Source organism: Holdemania massiliensis (genome assembly GCF_022440805.1).
In the GTDB taxonomy this organism is placed as follows: Bacteria; Bacillota_I; Bacilli_A; order Erysipelotrichales; family Erysipelotrichaceae; genus Holdemania; species Holdemania massiliensis_A.
The window spans coordinates 2,449,970-2,466,865 of record NZ_JAKNTK010000001.1 but is presented as its reverse complement, the minus strand read 5'-3'; the positions used below and the strand labels follow the sequence as shown (position 1 = coordinate 2,466,865).

Here is a 16,896-nt window from a genome sequence, read left to right as displayed (position 1 = left end):
CGAGAAACTTATTTTTTTGTGAAACTTGTTTCAAAAAGGATCAATAATAAGCAAGATTTTTCGCTTAAAAGACAGAAAAAACTGCAGTCTATGCCGCAGTTTCCTTGATCCGTTATCCTTGATTAAAGTAAAATCGGTCCGCCGATTTCTTTTTTCAACAAGGCCTTCCGCTGAGGTTCCTCCATTTGGGAAGCATACAGCTGGGTTGTACGATATTCCAGTCGTCGGTAAGGCTCAGCAACGGCAGCGAAGCGTGAAGCGATGCGGACTTCACTGGCACGCAGCTGTTTTAGATAACGTCTTCCCGTTTCGTTGAAGGCCAGCGGACGAAGGGTATCTAACGGCGGCAGGCTGCGGATCTCGTCCCAATGAATTTGACACAACAGCTGCAGGCAGGTTCGCTGAATCCGTGAACGAGTATAACGGCGGTTCACTGCAGCGTTAATGAAGCTGTCCCAATCCGGTGAAACTTCTGCACAGTGAGCCAAATGGACTTCAATGCCTTCGCAGAACAGAAAATAGGTTTTTAAGTTGGAAACAGGCATCGTCAGAAGCAAAGTTCTTAAATAAGGATAGAACTGGGCTAATTGAACACGCGGGCCGTTTTCCAGAGCTTCGGCCATGGGCGTCTGTTCGTTGGAATAATACCCTTCGTTTGCGGCTAGGCGTATCGCTTTGGCGCTGGCGATAGGGCCCTGCAGCTCTGTATCGTGATAGCCAATGGTGCGCTGAATTGTATACGGAGTAATAGAACTGTCCTGCAGCTGCTTCAGATAAGCGACGCCCAGGATATCGTTAGGCAGCATCGCTTTTGCCCATAGTCCGTAAGCCTTCGGAAATGCCAAACCTTCACCCATGGATTCCTTAAGGTGATCAGGATTGATCGGCATCGCGGCGATTTCCATCAGTTCCTGCTGGTTATTGCTTTCCGATCCAAAGACCAGCGCTGAAACCTGCGCCTGTTTTAACAACGTCACCGCGCCTTGGGCAAAATGCGAGGCGCTTTGAGTTACCCAGGGATAGGGCAGCTCGATAACCAAATCAACCCCATGTTGGACAGCGGCTTCTGCTCGCTTCCATTTATCCAGAATTGCCGGTTCCCCGCGCTGAACAAAGTTTCCCGACATGATTGCGACCAAAACATCACAGCCGGTGAGTGCGCGCGCCCGCTCAATATGATATTCATGTCCGTGATGAAACGGATTGTATTCAACGATGATTCCGCATGCCTTCATAAGCAACCTCCAGATCTTTCCAAGCCCTGACTTAAGCAGAACTGCAGCAGTATTTTCCGCTATCGTTCACTATGATACCATAAACATTCGTGAAATGCTCACAAACCAGAGAATCGCTATGATATAATAAACACGGAATCCGAGGTGAAACAAAAATAATGGATGAAAAACAAAAGATAGCGACTACGATTTATCGTCCGAAAGGCCAGCCGCGGGCGATTTTCCAGATTTCGCATGGGATGGCAGAACATCGGCTGCGGTATGCCGAATTTGCCCAGTTTCTGGCAGAGCGGGGATTTGTCGTCGTCACCAGCGATCATCGCGGACATGGCGGCAGTGCCGCTAATGCGAATGAGCTGGGATATTTCAATAAGCATAAAGGTTGGCAGAAATGCGTCAATGATCTGTATGAATTAATGATTCAGGTCAAACAGGAATATCCGGATATCCCTGTGATCCTGTTCGGCCACAGCATGGGATCGATCATGGCGCGCAGCTTTGTCAAACGCTACGATGCCCTGCTTAACGGACTGATTTTATGCGGAGCGCCAAACTACAATCCGGCGGCATCACTCGGTCGGATCGCGGCGAAAACAATCATCACGTTCAAAGGCGATCATTACCGCAGCAAGTTTCTCGATCAGCTGGTTCAGGGATCCTTTAATAAGCAAATTCCCAATCCCCGTACCGCTCTGGATTGGCTGAGCAAAAATCCGGACAACGTTGATGCCTACATGGCGGATCCGCTGTGCGGCTTCATGTTTACGGCTTCAGCCTATGACGATATGTTCTATGGAATTCAGGACATGCATGATCTGATGCGGTGGAATCTTAAAAACCCGAAGCTGCCGGTGCTGTTTATTGCCGGGGGCGATGATCCGGTTACCGGCGGTCGCAAGGGCTTGGAAAGCTCAGCGGCGACGCTACGGGAAGCTGGGTATGACGATATTGAGATGCGGGTGTTTAAAAGCCTGCGGCATGAACTGCTCAATGAAAAAGAAAAGGATCAGGTCATGGCGGAGATTCTCGACTGGATCAGCCGCAAGGTAGAGGGCTGTGCTGATCTGCAGCCGGCTTCAAAGGCGGAATAATCATCTGAAAATTACCTTAAAAACTCCAGCTACAGCATTTTCAGACTGGCGAAAAACCCCGATGTTAAGCTTTAAAAGTTATCATTGACTTTAGTCTGGTTTTTACATATAATAAAGGCTGTTAACGAAATAGGGTGAACTGCGTGTGAAATGGTCTAAGGCTGAACTGATCAATCAAGGGAATCAAGAACTCACAATTAACGAGGCTGTAACTTTTGATCCGACAAGTTGGGCAACGGATCGTCTTCGGGATTTGAAGAACGTAACGGTGACAGGTAGCGGACATTATGATCCTGACCTGCAGCGTTTTGAAGCGGATCTCAAGATCACGGGTGATATGGTGGTTCCCTGCGCGGTGTCGTTGGAAGACGTCATCGTGCCGTTTGAGACTTCTTCTCACGAAGTGTTCTCTTTCCTTCCGTGCGAGGAAGATGAGGTTCATGTTCTGAAGAAGGATGTACTTGAACTCTACCCGGTCGTCTTTCAGCTGATCCTGGCCGAAGTTCCGCTCAAAGTAGTCAAAAGCGGAATTTCCTATCCCAAGGGAGAAGGCTGGGAAGTCATCAGGGAAGAAGATTACAACCGGCAGAAAAAACAAGAAATTGACCCTCGTTTAGCGAAACTGAAAGAATTCAAGTTTGATGATTAGGAGGTGCTGACACATGGCTGTACAACAGAGAAGAAATTCTAAGACAAGAAAGGCAAAACGCAGAACGCATTTCAAGCTGACGGCTCCGACGCTGGTTAAATGCCCGGCTTGCGGTGAATACAAGCTGCCGCATCGCGTTTGCTCCTGCGGTTCCTACAACGGCAAATAAAACAAAAAGAAGATATCGGAAGATCAAATCCGGTATCTTTTTTTATTTCAATAGATAAGTTGAAAATAATTCAATTAGATTAAGAAACAAAACTTGATTTATTTTGATCATCTTCGACAAAAAGCCTGTATTTAAGCCAAATGGTAAAAATTGGTTAACAAATTATGACAACTTAATGACGTTTTATTAAAATAAATTCTTGGCATTTGCGCGTACAGTGTTATAATTGTGGTGTGAAGTGGCATAAAGTGGTAGATTGTGGGTGATTGATCGTGTTCATGGGCGAATACAGACATAACATTGACGCCAAGGGCAGAATGATCATTCCTGCCCGCTTTCGCGATGAACTGGGCAATCGCTTTGTCGTTACCCGCGGTCTTGACGGCTGCCTGCGCACCTATACGATGGCGCAGTGGGACGCCGTGTTTGAGCAGCTGAAACGGCTGCCTTCCACTAAGCGGGAAACTCGGATGTATATTCACATGCTGACGTCCAAAGCGGCAGAATGTGAACTGGACAGCCAGGGACGAATTTTATTGCCTGCCGCTTTAATCACAGAGTCCAAAATTGAAAAAGAATGTGTTGTGGTCGGAGTTGCGGATCACGTGGAAATTTGGGCTAAGGAACGCTGGGACGACTACTACAATGAAGCCAGTGCTTCATTTGAGGATGTTGCCGAACAGCTCACGGAGTTTCTCGTATGATAAAACATTACAGTGTGTTGCTTAAAGAGTCCGTCGATGCTTTGAATTGCAGGCCGGACGGAATTTATGTTGACGGAACGTTGGGACGGGGTGGTCACAGCCTGGAAATTGCCCGGCGGCTGCAGACCGGTCAATTATACGCTTTTGATTTAGATGAACAGGCCTTAACAGAATCCCGGCAGCGTTTGGCGGAAGTTGCGGATCGCGTGACTCTGATCCGTGCTAATTTCGCTCAGATGCAGGAAGAGCTGAATTTGCGGGGTGTGCATGGCGTTGATGGAGTCGTTATGGATCTGGGCGTTTCTTCACCACAGTTTGATGATGCCCAGCGGGGTTTCAGCTATCGCTATGAGGCGCAGCTGGACATGCGGATGGATCAGAGCCAGCCGATCTCAGCCTGGAATCTCGTCAATGAACTGGAAGAAAAAGAATTAAGTGCACTGCTGTGGAAATATGGCGAGGAAAGCTATTCCCGCTCAATTGCCCGGCAGATTGTCAAAGCGAGAGCCGTCAGCCCGATCAACACCACCTTTGAATTAGTGGATGTGATCAAAAAGGCGCTGCCGGCCAAAGTGCTCAATAAGAAAGGACATCCTGCCAAGCAGACGTTCCAGGCTTTGAGGATCGCGGTCAACCGTGAATTGGATTCGTTGGAAACAGGCCTGCAGGCGGCGATGTCTCTGCTGAATCTCAACGGCCGGATCGCGGTCATCACTTTTCATTCACTGGAAGATCGAATCGTGAAGGAAGCCTTCCGACAAGCCTCCAGCGTGGAGAAAATTGATCCGCGGATACCGCTTTTGCCAAGTCAGATCACACAGCCGAAATTCCGTCTGATCAGCCGCAAGCCGATTTTGCCAAGCGGTGAAGAACTGGCGGAAAACAATCGATCACATTCCGCGAAATTACGCGTTTTAGAAAGGATAGGGGATTAGAATCATGGCTAAGTTAGTGAAAAAGAAGAAGAAGCTAAGGTTAGAAGGATTTGCTGCAGTGCTGCTTTTTTTCGCCTCAGTTTGTTATGTTTCTTCTTCATTATTCTTACGGACATATAACAACTCACTGAGCGCGCGCCAACAAAGCGTATCCCGCGATATCGCGGCACTGCAGACTGAAAATGACGCTTTAAAGATTGAAGTTCAGAGCTTGAGCACCCGCGACCGCGTCACCGGCATCGCCGCCGAGGATGGCATGACCCAAAATCAGGGGAACATTGTGACCATTGCCAAAACTGGAGAGTAGTCAGAAATGCGGCAAAGCAATCGCATGATACTGCTGATTCTGCTGGCAATTTTGCTGATCAGCGGACTGGTCACGGCGAATGTTTTTTTAGTGGCCGTCGTCAAGGTTCACGCCCGCAGCGGCACGGATCTGACTGACTATGTTTCTGCAAGCAATGTCCATCGTCAGGTTCAGCAGGCGCGCCGGGGATATATTTTAGACCGCAATGGAACGATCATTGCTCAGGATAACGTGACTTATAATATTATCGCAGTGCTGGATAAGGACCGGCAAAGCCGCAAGGGTGAAATCGCCTATGTGGATGATCCGCTGGCAACAGCGCGGGCGCTGGCGCCCATTTTAGGCATGGAGGAATCCACGATTTACGGCTATCTGACCAAGAGCGCCAAACAGGTTGAACTGGGCAATAAAGGCCGAAATCTGCCGCGGGAAACCAAGGAAGCGATCGAAGCACTGGACCTTAACGGCATTGAATTCGTTCAAACGACAAAACGTTCCTATCCGCTGGGGACATTTGCTTCTTATTTGATCGGGTTTGCCCAGGCTGATGACAGTGGAGAAGTCAGCGGCAAGATGGGAATTGAACAGTATATGAACGCCGCGCTGAGCGGTGAAGATGGTTATAAACGGTACCAGGCTGATAAAAATGGCAATATTCTGCCGGGGATGAAGATGGAAGAAAAAAGCGCCGTGAATGGCAACGACGTGATTTTAACCTTGGATCAGGGAATTCAGGAAGCGCTGGAGTCCGCATTTGTCCAAACGCAGGCTGAATTCAATCCGGATAAGGTATGGGGTTCGGTCATGGAAGTGGAAACCGGCAAGATTCTGGCTTGGGGTCAGTCGCCTTCTTTTGACCCAAACGCGATGAATATCGATGATTATGTCAACTATGTTTCGCAGATGCCGTATGAGCCGGGGTCAACGATGAAGGTATTTACGTACGCTGCCGCGATTGACAGCGGGGCGTATGACGGCAGTGTGCTGGTCGACAGCTCTAAGTTTTGTTATGCGGCCTCCAACCGTAAGCCGTACCGCGTTTCGCAGGGAGATTCCCGCAAAATCGGATGTATCGGCAATGCTTCCGGGAAAAGCTGGGGCATGATTCCGTATGACTTGGGATTGGTGTATTCCTCCAACGTTGTTACCGCAAGCATTATAACAAGCCTGATTGAACCGGAGGTCTATGAGGACTATCTGGACCGTTTCGGCTTTTTCAAGCTGGTTGATACGGATGGCATTGCGGAAACCACCGGCGTTAAAAACTTCACTTGGCCGGCGGATAAACTGGCGCTGACATACGGACAGGGCTCGACAGTAACAATGCTGCAGATGATTCAGGCGTATTCCGCTATTTTCAATGATGGTACGATGGTCAAACCGTATGTCATTGATCAGGTGCGCTCCTCCTATGATGATCAGAATGTCCTGTATCAGGGGCAGACGCAGGTTGTCGGCAATCCGATCAGCTATGAAACATCACAGCAGGTGCAGCAGCTGATGTACGATACGGCCAATCGCGAGGACGGTACCGCTCGTTTTTATCAGATTCCTGAGACGACGATCATTGCCAAAACGGGAACAACGCAGCTGGCAGCTGTGGGCGGCGGTGGTTACAGTACCGGCAAGACGATTGTTTCTTTAATGGCGGCGATGCCGGCAGAAGATCCGAAAGTATTAGTGTATTATGCCTTTCAGGCGGAATATGATAAGAATGCCCATGTCAAGTCCGATGCGATTAAATCCGTGTTGCGCAAAGTCGCAATGACTTATAATTTTGCCGGACAGCTGGAGGCGGCTGAACAACAAGAATCCTCTGCAGAAATCGTTCCAATCCATGAATCAACGATGCCTTCTCTGATCAATCACTCATTGGAGTATGCTCAAAACAAGATGGCGGAGAGCGAATGTGAGGTGATTGTCCTCGGCGGCGGTGATGAGATTATCGATCAGTTTCCGCAGGAGGGAGACCTGGTCGTCACCCGTCAGAAGGTGTTCTTATTAACGGATACCTATCAGATCAGCATGCCGGATATGACCGGCTGGACGCGTAAGGAAGTCAGCGGTTTCTGGAAAGCCAGCGGTCTGCCAGTCAAGATTGACGGGTATGGCAAAGTGACTTCGCAGAACATTCCGCCGGGCACATTGGTGAACAAACAGACCGCGATTGAAATTGTACTGCAGGAATAGGGAAAAGCTGCCTGGATAGTTCCTGAGGGATTCAACGAAAAAATTGAAAATTCAGATAGGTCATCGGCAAAACGCGGATGACCTTTTTTAAATCCACATAACAAAGACTTCTATACCTGTTCTTGTTTTTCAAAAGTCGTTTCCGTAGCACACTTTGCTTTCGTGTGCTACACTGAAAACATGAAAAACACCAATGCTTTAACGCAAAATGTAAATCGTTTATCATCGGAACTGTACTTTGTGTAGGCTGATTATTTTGATGAGGGATTTATTTTATTCCTAGAAAATCAAGAAGTAATGCTCAGAACAAAAGAGGTGAAAGTTCAGCTTTATAATCTGAAAACAAAGGATTTGGATAAGGGAATTACCGTTGAGGATATTAAACAGGAAATCGAAGAAATTCATGATATACTCAATGACCAAATTACAAACCGGGATACAATGATCGAGGAACAGGAAAAGATCATTCAAAATCAGGATGAGATCATAAACGAGCTACGCAGACAATTAAAGAAATATCGGTTTACGGATACCATTAACACCCATAATCTAACCTCGGTTTATCCATCGATTATGAAGCAAAGAAGCTAGGGAAGACCGTAAGATTATTCTGAATTCAGAGAGACTACAGATCAATCGGCAGTTTTAAGTTGATACAGTTTTCTTTTTCCTCTATCCCCGGTGAAAGTAAACAAAAGAACTTGAAATAACTCAGGAATGTTCTATAATGTAAAGGTAGGATCGCTTGCAACAGCGATACCCGTCATTCACTACCTCTTACGAGGGAAGTGGTGGACAGATAAACGCCGGTCTTTGTGAGAGAGTGCGGCGTTTTTTCTTTTTCGATCTATAATTTTCAGTCTGTATTCAAGAAACAAGATCGTTGTTTGGACGATCAGTATGAATTCAGAAAGAGAAATAGAGCTCAAAAGTTTTATGAATTGCTTCATAAAAAGCCCCTCCTTTCCTAAGCTCAGAAAAACAAGCTTTAAAAAAATAATGAATCTAAAAACGATCCATCCGGACGGGCAGCCGCTGTTAACAAGAAATCCTACATTTCTAATATTGCGGAAAATTTGAAAAAGCCCCGCCAAAAATTGAAAAAAGTAAGGTTACTACAAAGATTTTATGATCCCAGTATGTAAATCAATGAAAAATGATAATTAGTTTATTCCAACATAGTGTTTTATATTTTAATTCTTAGAAAATAGATAAACAGCCTTGAAATAACTCAGAAATGTTCTATAATAAAAGCGTAGGATCGCTTGCAACAGCGATACCCATCATTCACTACCTCTTACGAGGGAAGTGGTGGACAGATAAACGCCGAGAATCTTTGCGAGACTGGACGGCGTTTTTTCTTTTTCGATCTATAATTTTCAGTCTGTATTCAAGAAACAGGATCGTTGTTTGGACGATCAAGATGAATTCAGAAAGAGAAATAGAGCTCAAAAGTTTTATGAATTGCTTCATAAAAAGCCCCTCCTTTCCTAAGCTCAGAAAATCGAGCTTGAAAAACAATGAATCAAACAATGATCCATCCGGACGGGCAGCCGCTGTAAACAAAAGACCCTACAGGTTTAATATTGCGGAAAATTGGAAAAAGCCCCGCCAAAAATTAAAAAAAGTAAGGTTACTGCAAAGATTTTCTGATCCCATGATGTAAATTAATGAAAAAGTTCATCATCATTAGAAGAAGAACGCTGAATTGGAGTTTGCTTTTATACTTCATTTTTTGAACAGAATAAACATACCGGAATTGACGGATTCTCCTGTGTATTGTATCCGCAAAAACGGGTTTAAAGGAAAGAAGATGCGTCAGAACAAGGGGAAGGCTGATTGGTGCGAATCCTAAAAGCAAAACGTCATCTTGAAGATCCGCAAACAAAAGACAAAAGAAAGATTCGCATGTTTGCGGGTCTTTTTTCATAGGATGAAGCAGAGGTGATCGAATGCTGAGTACGCGGATCAAAAAACGCATCAATAAAATCGTGATCGGCGGTACGGTCATTTTTGCTTTGATTATCGGAAAGCTGGCCTGGATTCAAATCTTGGATCGCCAGAGCTTATTTTCCAAAGCGCAGGATCTATGGGAACGGGATTTTCCAGTTTCCGGACTGCGCGGCAATCTGCTGGATGTCAACGGTGAAGTCCTGGCGAGTGATATTCCCTCGACTTCTGTGATGGTTGTACCGGCCCAGATCGAAGATCCTGAAAGTACGGCACAGCTGCTGGCAGAGATTCTTCAAACAGAAAAAGACAAAATCTACACGCAGATTACGCGCAAGGTTTCAACACAGCGAATTGTGCCTTACGGACGCTTGATTTCCAACGAACAGGCCAAGGCGATTGATCATTTAGATTTAACCGGAGTGTATTTAGTTCAGGATTCCCTGCGCTATTATCCCAACGGTGCCTATCTGGCTCAGGTCTTGGGCTTTACCGGTGTTGATAATCAAGGCTTAGCCGGACTGGAGCTGCAGTATGAGGAAATTCTGAAAGCGAACAAGGGAAGTATGAAAATTCCGTTTGATGCCAAGGGTCATCCGGTCAAGATCTATTCGGAACGTTATGAAGCACCGGGTCAGGGAATGGACGTCATGCTGACAATTGATACGCGGATTCAAAGCATTTTGGAGCGGGAACTGAACAATGCGATGGAGCGCTATAATCCAGATTCTGCCTGGGGAATGGCGATGAATCCCAACACCGGAGAAATCCTGGCGATGGTGTCCAAGCCGGACTTTGATCCTAATCATTATCAGGATTATGATGAATCGGTCTATAACCGCAATCTGCCGGTTTGGATGAGCTATGAACCGGGTTCGACATTTAAGACGGTAACGTTCTCTGCCGGACTGGAAGAAGGTTTGTTCGATATGGAACACGATGGGTATTATGACCGCGGCTATGAAATCGTGGAAGGGGCACGGCTAAAGTCATGGAAAGCCGGCGGTCATGGGCAGCAGACCTATATGCAGTGTCTCCAGAACTCGTCCAATCCCTGTTTTGTGCATATCGCGCAGATGCTGGGCGGGGACAATCTGAGCGAATATCTGGATAAGTTCGGATTTGGTCAGAAAACCGGCGTTGATCTGCCGGGTGAAGCCAAGGGCATTCTGTTTAATACTGACGATTGGGGTTTATTGGAACAATCGACAACGGGGTTTGGTCAGGGCATTTCCGTAACGGCAATTCAGCTGGTCACAGCCTTCTGCGCGATTGTCAACGGCGGAACCTTGTATCAGCCTTATATCACCAAGGCCATTCTGCATCCGACAACCAAAGATCCGATCGTTGAGGTTAAGCCGAATGCCGTGCGGCAGGTCATCAGCGAGGATACCAGCTTTAAGATGCGCTATGCCTTGGAAAGTGTCGTGGCGCTGGGCGGAGCCAAAGGTGCCTATATCGACGGCTATAAGATCGGCGGCAAGACCGGCACTGCCCAGAAAGCCAAGGACGGAGCTTATCTGAGCGGGGAGTATATTCTGTCCACGATTGCCGCAGCGCCGATTGATGATCCGCAGATTGTCGTCTATATTGCGCTGGATGCGCCCAAGTCCAACATTCAGTATGGCGGGACGGTTGTTTCGCCGATTGTCCGCAATGTCTTGGAAGATGTTCTGACACTTTATGAGGTGAAGCGAACGGATGATCAGATGGCGAAAATCAAGCTGTGGACTGATCCGGTCACAATCGAGGTTGGGGATTATATCGGTCAAGAATACAAAAAAGTGAAAAATGAGAATCTGAAGCTGGTGAAGATCGGCGAAGGCGATGTCGTTGTGGATCAGCTGCCAAGCCCGGGGGTGAAAATTGATGAACAAGGAACAGTCTGGCTGTACTGCCCGAAGACGGCGGCTGAATGAGCTGTTGCGGGTTATTGGTATCGAATGTCAGGAAACGGTGGAATTGAGCGGCATCAGCGACCGGGCGCAGGAAATTGGTGAAAATGGTCTGTTTGTCGCGCTTCAGGGAACACGAACAGACGGCCGGCAATGGGCAGAGCTAGTGCGCCAACGCGGCGGGTATGTTCTGAGCGATCAGCCGGGAGAGCGAACCTTCGTGCATCCGGATCCGCGTTCTGTTTATCCGCTTTTGCTTCAGGCGTATTATGATTATCCAGCATTGAAGCTGACGATGATCGGCGTGACCGGAACCAATGGCAAGAGCACTGTCACCCAGCTGCTTTACGATCTGTTTTGCGAAAATGGACGGCGGTGCTGTCTGATCGGCACCGGCCGGATTTTGATCGAAGGCGAAAACCGCGCCAGTCCCAATACAACTCCGGATCCTTTGACGTTGGTGCGGTTATTGGATGAGGCTTGTCAGCGTGGGGTTGAGGTCGTGATCATGGAGGTCAGTTCGCAGGCCTTGGCAATGCATCGGGTAGATGGTCTGTTTTTTGATCTGGCGGTTCTGACGAATTTGAAACAAGATCATCTGGACTATCACAAAACGCTGAAAGCCTATCAACAGGCGAAATTTCTGTTGTTCGAAAAATTAAAGGAAAAAGGCACGGCCATTCTCAACCAGGATGATCCGATTACTCGACGTTGGCTGGCGAAGATCGGCAGACCGGTGTTTACCTATGGACAGGAAAGCGTCAATTTCAGAATCAAACCGATCGCGGAAACCTGGAATTCACTGACCTTTGAGCTGAACGATCACCGCATTGAAACGCCGCTGGCCGGAGCGTTTAACCGCTATAATCTGACGGCTGCCCTGGCCTGTGGATTTGCCTTGGATCTGGCTTGGGAAAAAATGCTGGACTTTGCCCGTCATGCCCGGCTGCCGGCCGGCCGGATGGAAATTGTGACGGAGCATCCGGTGCTGGCCGTTGTGGATTATGCCCATACTGCCAGCGCGATGGAAGCGATGCTGAAGCATTGGCGAACGATGGCAGACAAACGCGGACGGCAGCTGTGGGTCGTGTTTGGCTGCGGCGGGGATCGGGAAGCGGACAAACGGCCGCAAATGGGCAGTCTTGCCTGTACGTATTGCGATCATGTCGTGCTGTGCGACGATAATCCGCGCTCTGAAGATCCGAATCGAATTTTAGCGCAGATTGCCGAGGGCTGCGACGGCCGGCAGAAAATCATCCGCGAGCGGGGAGAAGCGATAAAATTTGTACTCGACGGCGCGCAAACTGATGATATAATAATAGTCGCTGGAAAAGGCGGGGAAACTTCCCTGATCCAGGACACGACAATGACTTGTCTCAGCGATCGGGAATGGATTGAACGATGGCTGGGGCAGGCGGGGAGGAAAGAAACATGTTTCTAACATTAGTCAGTGCCTTTGGAATCAGCCTCATCATCGTCTTAGTGACGATGCCGATGCTGATCTCCTATCTACATAAAATCAACTACAACCAGACAGTCAGCGAGTATTCCTTGGAAGAATACAAGCAGAAGCAGAAGACGCCGACGATGGGCGGCATCGTGTTTGTGCTGACGCCGTTATTGGTCACGCTTATCCTGCAGCCTTCAGCAATCCGTGATCTGCAGGCGATGATCGTGATGCTGGCGTATGTCGGCTATGGACTGATCGGATTTCTGGATGATTATATCATCGTGATTCGCCAGAACAACGAAGGGCTTAAGCCGCAGTACAAGTTCTTTCTGCAGCTGCTTCTGGCGGTGCTGTTCTTCTTTATGTACCGTCAGAATGCTTCGACCGATGTCATCCTTCCGTTTGTCCGGTGGGTGATTCCTTTAGGCGCACTGTATATGCTGCTGGTCTTCTTTATGTTTACCGGAGCTTCCAACGCCGTCAATCTGACGGACGGCATGGATGGCTTGGCAGCTGGGTGCAGCTTTCTGGCTTTTGCGCCGTTTGTGATGTTTGCGCTGCAGCAGGAAAAACTGGCGATCGCAACGTTTATCATGGCGGTGATGGGGGCGCTTTTGGGGTTTCTGAAATACAATTCGCATCCAGCCAAAATCTTTATGGGCGACACCGGTTCGCTGGCTTTGGGCGGAGCACTGGCCGCGGTTGGCATGATTTTAAAGCAGGAAATTGCCGTCGTGGTGATCGGCGGGGTGTTCGTATGGGAAACGCTGTGCGTCATCATTCAGATTTCTTCCGTAAAGCTGCGCGGGAAGCGGGTCTTCCGCTATACCCCGATTCATTACAGCTTTGTTTTAGGCGGCATGCGGGAAACGCAGGTTGTCCTGATGTTCTGGATTTTGCAGCTGGTCTGTACAGTGGCCGGCTTTCTGATAGGAGTGATGTAGGATGAAAGTCTTAATTATTGGTGCTGCCCGCAGCGGAACTCAGGCGGCTCTGTTATTGGCCGCGCATCATCATGCGGTGACGCTGACGGATATGAAGCAGATTGATGCCAAGCGGGAACTGGAAGAAGCCGGGGTTCAGGTCCTGGATCACGGTCATCCGGAGTTTTTGAAGATGGAAAACTGGGATCTGATTGTGAAAAATCCCGGAATTCCCTACCAGGCTCCATTTGTGCAGTACTTTGTTGAGAAACAGGTGCGGATAGTCAATGAGATCGAAGTGGCTTCGTGGTTTACCGATCAGTTTGCCTATGCGGCGGTGACCGGGACCAACGGCAAAACGACGACAACGACGCTGCTGGCGGAATTGCTTCAGCGCAAGCGCCCCAATGCCCGGGCTGCCGGCAATATCGGCGTGCCGTTAAGCGAAATCGTGCGTGAGCAGGGAGATCAAAAGACGGATATCGCCTTGGAAGTGGCAGCGTTTCAGTTGGTCGCCATGGAAAAATTTCATCCGGTTGTTTCTGTTTGTATGAATTTGACTCCGGATCATCTGGATTATTTCGGATCGTTGGACGCCTATTATGAGGCTAAGATGCGGGTCTGGAAAAATCAGCGCGATGACGATTGGTTTCTGATTAACTTAGATGATCCGGAAATCGTCCGCCGCTGTACCGATCTGCCTTGCCGGGGCGTGACGTTTTCGCTGAAGCAGCCGGCTGATTTATGCGTTAAGCAAGATCAGGTCTGGCTGTTGGATCAGCCGCTGTTTGCGTTAGACGATCTGCATCTGCCGGGCAAGCACAATCTGCAGAATGCGATGGTCGCGGCAGCGATGGCTATAAAAATGGGCGTCAGCGCCGATCAGATCCGCGCGGGCATCCAGGCGTTTAAAGGGGTGGAACACCGCATTGAGTTTGTGGCTGAAATTCAGGGAGCACGCTATTACAACGATTCCAAAGGCACCAACGTCGATGCGACCTGTGTAGCGTTAAATGCCTTTGATAAACCGGTGATCCTGTTGGCCGGCGGGTATGACAAAAAAACCGGCTTTGAAGGATTGAAGCCAGTTCTGGAACGGATTAAAACGATGATTGTCTATGGCGAAACCCGCGCTCAGCTTAAGGCTCTGCGTCCGGATGCCATCGTCGTGGAAACAATGCAGGAAGCCGTTGATCAGGCATATCAGCTGGCTGGGGAGGGCGATATTGTCCTGTTGTCGCCGGTCTGTGCGAGCTGGGATCAGTTTACCGACTATGAGCAGCGCGGCCGTCAGTTCAAGGAGCAGGTGCATGCGCTTGCCCGGCAAAGGTTGGCCGCTTCTCAAACATCCCAGCCGGACTGAACAATTTCTTCAAAGAAAACAGAAAAAAGATCCGCTGTTCAGCTCCCGATTCCCTGAATCCCCAACGGGGGTTTCAAAGATTCGGGATCCTCTGCTGAAACAGGCGGATCTTTTAGGCTGCGCATAAATCAACGGCTTCTGAACCGATTCAGCGATTCAGATAGTCAATAACAGCGCAGAGGAACTCAGCATTGGAAGGACGACCCTGTTGGGGATTGACGGAATAACCGAAAATCTCATGGATCAGCGCCGGATTTCCTCTCAGCCAGGTTCGCTCAATCGCACAGCGAATGTTTTTTTCTACACGGCCATTGGTGCTGTCAAACTTTCTGGCAATCCTCGGATATAACCCGCGGTCCAGGTTCCTGAGCAAGTGCGGCTGTTCCGCGATCGTTGTGATCGCGAATTCCAAGAACCGATAACCGGAAAGACTGCTGGGCATGCCTAATTCGTGAAGCAGCTGAGCAGGACGGCTTAACTGCGGTTTTCGGTTATTGTCGGGCACCCGAAATAACTCATTAACGCAATAAAAAAGTCTGTGATGAAGCACAACACTGTCACAAATCGTATTCATGCTGAAAAAGTCATAACTCATATTCCTGGCACCCTCTTTTCTCCTGTTTTTTTTGGAATCCGAATAAAAACAGAAGTCTGGCTTGCAGAAATGATAAAAAACGGTGCCTTTCCAGATTACACTCTTTTTGCGGCCTTGTCAAAGGTTTAACCGGAAAATGGCGAAAAGAATATTTGTAATTTTCCAGGCTTTCAGATAAGATAAGACTGTGAAAAAGAGGGATGAAGAATGAAACAACAACGCCAGTTTTCCAAGGTAACAGTAACGAAAAAGGCGCAGCGCAGTCTGCAGGGCGGCCATCCTTGGGTTTATGCCGGGGAAGTCATCACCGCCGAGCCGACGCCCAACGGGGCGCTGTGCGATCTCGTCAATGAAAAGGGAACCTACTTGGGAACCGGATTTTATAATGATCAGTCGCTGATTCGCGTGCGGGTTCTGTCGCAGAATGCCAATGATCAGTTTGATGAGGCATTCTGGCGCCGCCGGATTCGCTACAGTCTGGATTACCGCAGGATTGTGATGGGCGCTGACTTTAGCTGCTGCCGCCTGATTTTTGGGGAAGCGGATCATTTTCCCGGCTGGACGGTCGACCGGTTCGGATCAATTCTGGTCAGCCAGATCATGTCGTTAGGCATTGAACAGATCAAGGATCAGCTGTTTGCCTTATTGTGGGAAGAAATGGAAAAGCTTGGAGAACCGATTGAAGGCCTCTATGAGCGCAACGATATAGCCCTGCGCAGAAAAGAGGGAATGAGCGAAGGTACAGGCTGGGCGGCTGGTTTTAAACATCCGGACAGCACGTTGACGCAGATCGTGGAAAACGGGATCCGCTACGAAGTAGATTTTGGCGAAGGGCAGAAAACCGGTTTCTTTCTTGATCAGAAATACAACCGTGCCGCGGCGGCTCGTCTGGCTCAGGGACGCACAGTGCTGGATTGCTGCACGCATACCGGTTCATTTGCATTGAATGCAGCCCAAGCCGGAGCCAAGCGGGTCATTGCCGCGGATATCTCAGCCAGCGCGCTGGCCAGTGCTAAACGCAATGCCCAGCTGAACGGCTTGGAAGCCAATATGGAATTTGTGCAGGGTGATGTTTTTGATCTGCTGGCGGATGAAAAATGGAAAACGCAGGGGATTGATTATATCATTCTCGATCCGCCGGCCTTTACCAAATCCCGCAAGACGATTCATAACGCCTATCAGGGCTATTGTCAGATCAATACGCTGGCGATGAAGCTGCTGCCGCGGGGCGCGCTGCTGGCAACGGCGTCGTGTTCCCATTTCATGGAGGATGCGATGTTTGAAGTCATGCTGCAGGAGGCTGCGCAGAAGGCTAAGGTTGAGCTGCGGCAGATCGAGGTCCGCCACCAAGCCCCGGATCATCCTATTTTAATGTCTGTACCGGAAACCCGGTATCTTAAATTTTATTTGTTCCAGATCGTGTGATGAAAGGAGAAAAGG

Annotated in this window: 15 protein-coding genes; 13 read left to right on the top strand and 2 right to left on the bottom strand. The window is 48.6% G+C overall.

What is annotated here, in order from left to right; translation table 11 throughout:
- Nucleotides 1–122: 122 nt before the first annotated feature.
- Nucleotides 123–1,235: a tRNA(Met) cytidine acetate ligase gene (locus MCG46_RS11340; RefSeq protein WP_240280106.1), complete on the bottom strand. Its 1,113-nt coding sequence runs from the start codon at nucleotides 1,233–1,235 to the stop codon at nucleotides 123–125.
- Between the two features lie 158 nt (nucleotides 1,236–1,393).
- On the opposite strand from MCG46_RS11340, the gene MCG46_RS11335 reads away from it, so the two are divergent.
- The 12 genes from MCG46_RS11335 (at nucleotide 1,394) to murD (ending at nucleotide 14,861) form a co-directional block, all read left to right on the top strand.
- Nucleotides 1,394–2,326 carry an alpha/beta hydrolase gene (locus tag MCG46_RS11335; protein ID WP_240280105.1) on the top strand — a complete coding sequence of 311 codons (933 nt, stop codon included), beginning with the start codon at nucleotides 1,394–1,396 and terminating at the stop codon, nucleotides 2,324–2,326.
- A 145-nt stretch (nucleotides 2,327–2,471) separates the two neighbouring features.
- Nucleotides 2,472–2,975, top strand: coding sequence for a YceD family protein (locus tag MCG46_RS11330; RefSeq protein WP_020223866.1), 504 nt, complete (start codon nucleotides 2,472–2,474; stop codon nucleotides 2,973–2,975).
- Between the two features lie 13 nt (nucleotides 2,976–2,988).
- Nucleotides 2,989–3,144, top strand: coding sequence for a 50S ribosomal protein L32 (rpmF, locus tag MCG46_RS11325; RefSeq protein WP_006058885.1), 156 nt, complete (start codon nucleotides 2,989–2,991; stop codon nucleotides 3,142–3,144).
- 278 nt (nucleotides 3,145–3,422) lie between these two features.
- Complete coding sequence (gene mraZ / locus MCG46_RS11320; RefSeq protein WP_020223865.1) at nucleotides 3,423–3,848, top strand: division/cell wall cluster transcriptional repressor MraZ; 426 nt, start codon at nucleotides 3,423–3,425, stop codon at nucleotides 3,846–3,848.
- Nucleotides 3,845–4,783, top strand: coding sequence for a 16S rRNA (cytosine(1402)-N(4))-methyltransferase RsmH (rsmH, locus tag MCG46_RS11315; protein ID WP_240280104.1), 939 nt, complete (start codon nucleotides 3,845–3,847; stop codon nucleotides 4,781–4,783). Before mraZ ends, rsmH begins: the two co-directional genes overlap by 4 nt.
- A gap of 4 nt (nucleotides 4,784–4,787) precedes the next feature.
- Nucleotides 4,788–5,090, top strand: a complete 303-nt coding sequence (locus MCG46_RS11310) for a hypothetical protein (RefSeq protein ID WP_020223863.1) — start codon at nucleotides 4,788–4,790, stop codon at nucleotides 5,088–5,090.
- 6 nt (nucleotides 5,091–5,096) lie between these two features.
- Nucleotides 5,097–7,280: a penicillin-binding protein gene (locus MCG46_RS11305; protein ID WP_240280103.1), complete on the top strand. Its 2,184-nt coding sequence runs from the start codon at nucleotides 5,097–5,099 to the stop codon at nucleotides 7,278–7,280.
- 297 nt (nucleotides 7,281–7,577) lie between these two features.
- Entirely contained in the window at nucleotides 7,578–7,871 is a 294-nt protein-coding gene (locus tag MCG46_RS11300; protein ID WP_240280102.1) for a hypothetical protein, read from the top strand.
- A gap of 1,361 nt (nucleotides 7,872–9,232) precedes the next feature.
- Nucleotides 9,233–11,149, top strand: coding sequence for a penicillin-binding transpeptidase domain-containing protein (locus MCG46_RS11295; protein WP_240280101.1), 1,917 nt, complete (start codon nucleotides 9,233–9,235; stop codon nucleotides 11,147–11,149).
- Complete coding sequence (locus MCG46_RS11290) at nucleotides 11,100–12,566, top strand: UDP-N-acetylmuramoyl-L-alanyl-D-glutamate--2,6-diaminopimelate ligase (protein ID WP_240280100.1); 1,467 nt, start codon at nucleotides 11,100–11,102, stop codon at nucleotides 12,564–12,566. Before MCG46_RS11295 ends, MCG46_RS11290 begins: the two co-directional genes overlap by 50 nt.
- Nucleotides 12,557–13,519 (top strand): phospho-N-acetylmuramoyl-pentapeptide-transferase, encoded by a 963-nt coding sequence (gene mraY / locus MCG46_RS11285; protein ID WP_020223857.1) that lies wholly within the window; start codon nucleotides 12,557–12,559, stop codon nucleotides 13,517–13,519. The genes MCG46_RS11290 and mraY overlap by 10 nt, the downstream gene beginning before the upstream one ends.
- Nucleotide 13,520: 1 nt before the next feature.
- The gene (gene murD / locus MCG46_RS11280; RefSeq protein WP_240280099.1) at nucleotides 13,521–14,861 is read left to right on the top strand and encodes a UDP-N-acetylmuramoyl-L-alanine--D-glutamate ligase; all 1,341 of its coding nucleotides are present in this window, start codon (nucleotides 13,521–13,523) and stop codon (nucleotides 14,859–14,861) included.
- Nucleotides 14,862–15,009: 148 nt separating this feature from the next.
- Here murD and MCG46_RS11275 read toward each other — a convergent pair whose 3' ends face one another.
- The gene (locus tag MCG46_RS11275) at nucleotides 15,010–15,366 is read right to left on the bottom strand and encodes a sporulation initiation factor Spo0A C-terminal domain-containing protein (protein ID WP_240280098.1); all 357 of its coding nucleotides are present in this window, start codon (nucleotides 15,364–15,366) and stop codon (nucleotides 15,010–15,012) included.
- Between the two features lie 297 nt (nucleotides 15,367–15,663).
- Between MCG46_RS11275 and MCG46_RS11270 the strand changes: the two genes are divergently transcribed.
- Nucleotides 15,664–16,881 carry a class I SAM-dependent rRNA methyltransferase gene (locus tag MCG46_RS11270; protein WP_240280097.1) on the top strand — a complete coding sequence of 406 codons (1,218 nt, stop codon included), beginning with the start codon at nucleotides 15,664–15,666 and terminating at the stop codon, nucleotides 16,879–16,881.
- Nucleotides 16,882–16,896 lie beyond the last annotated feature (15 nt).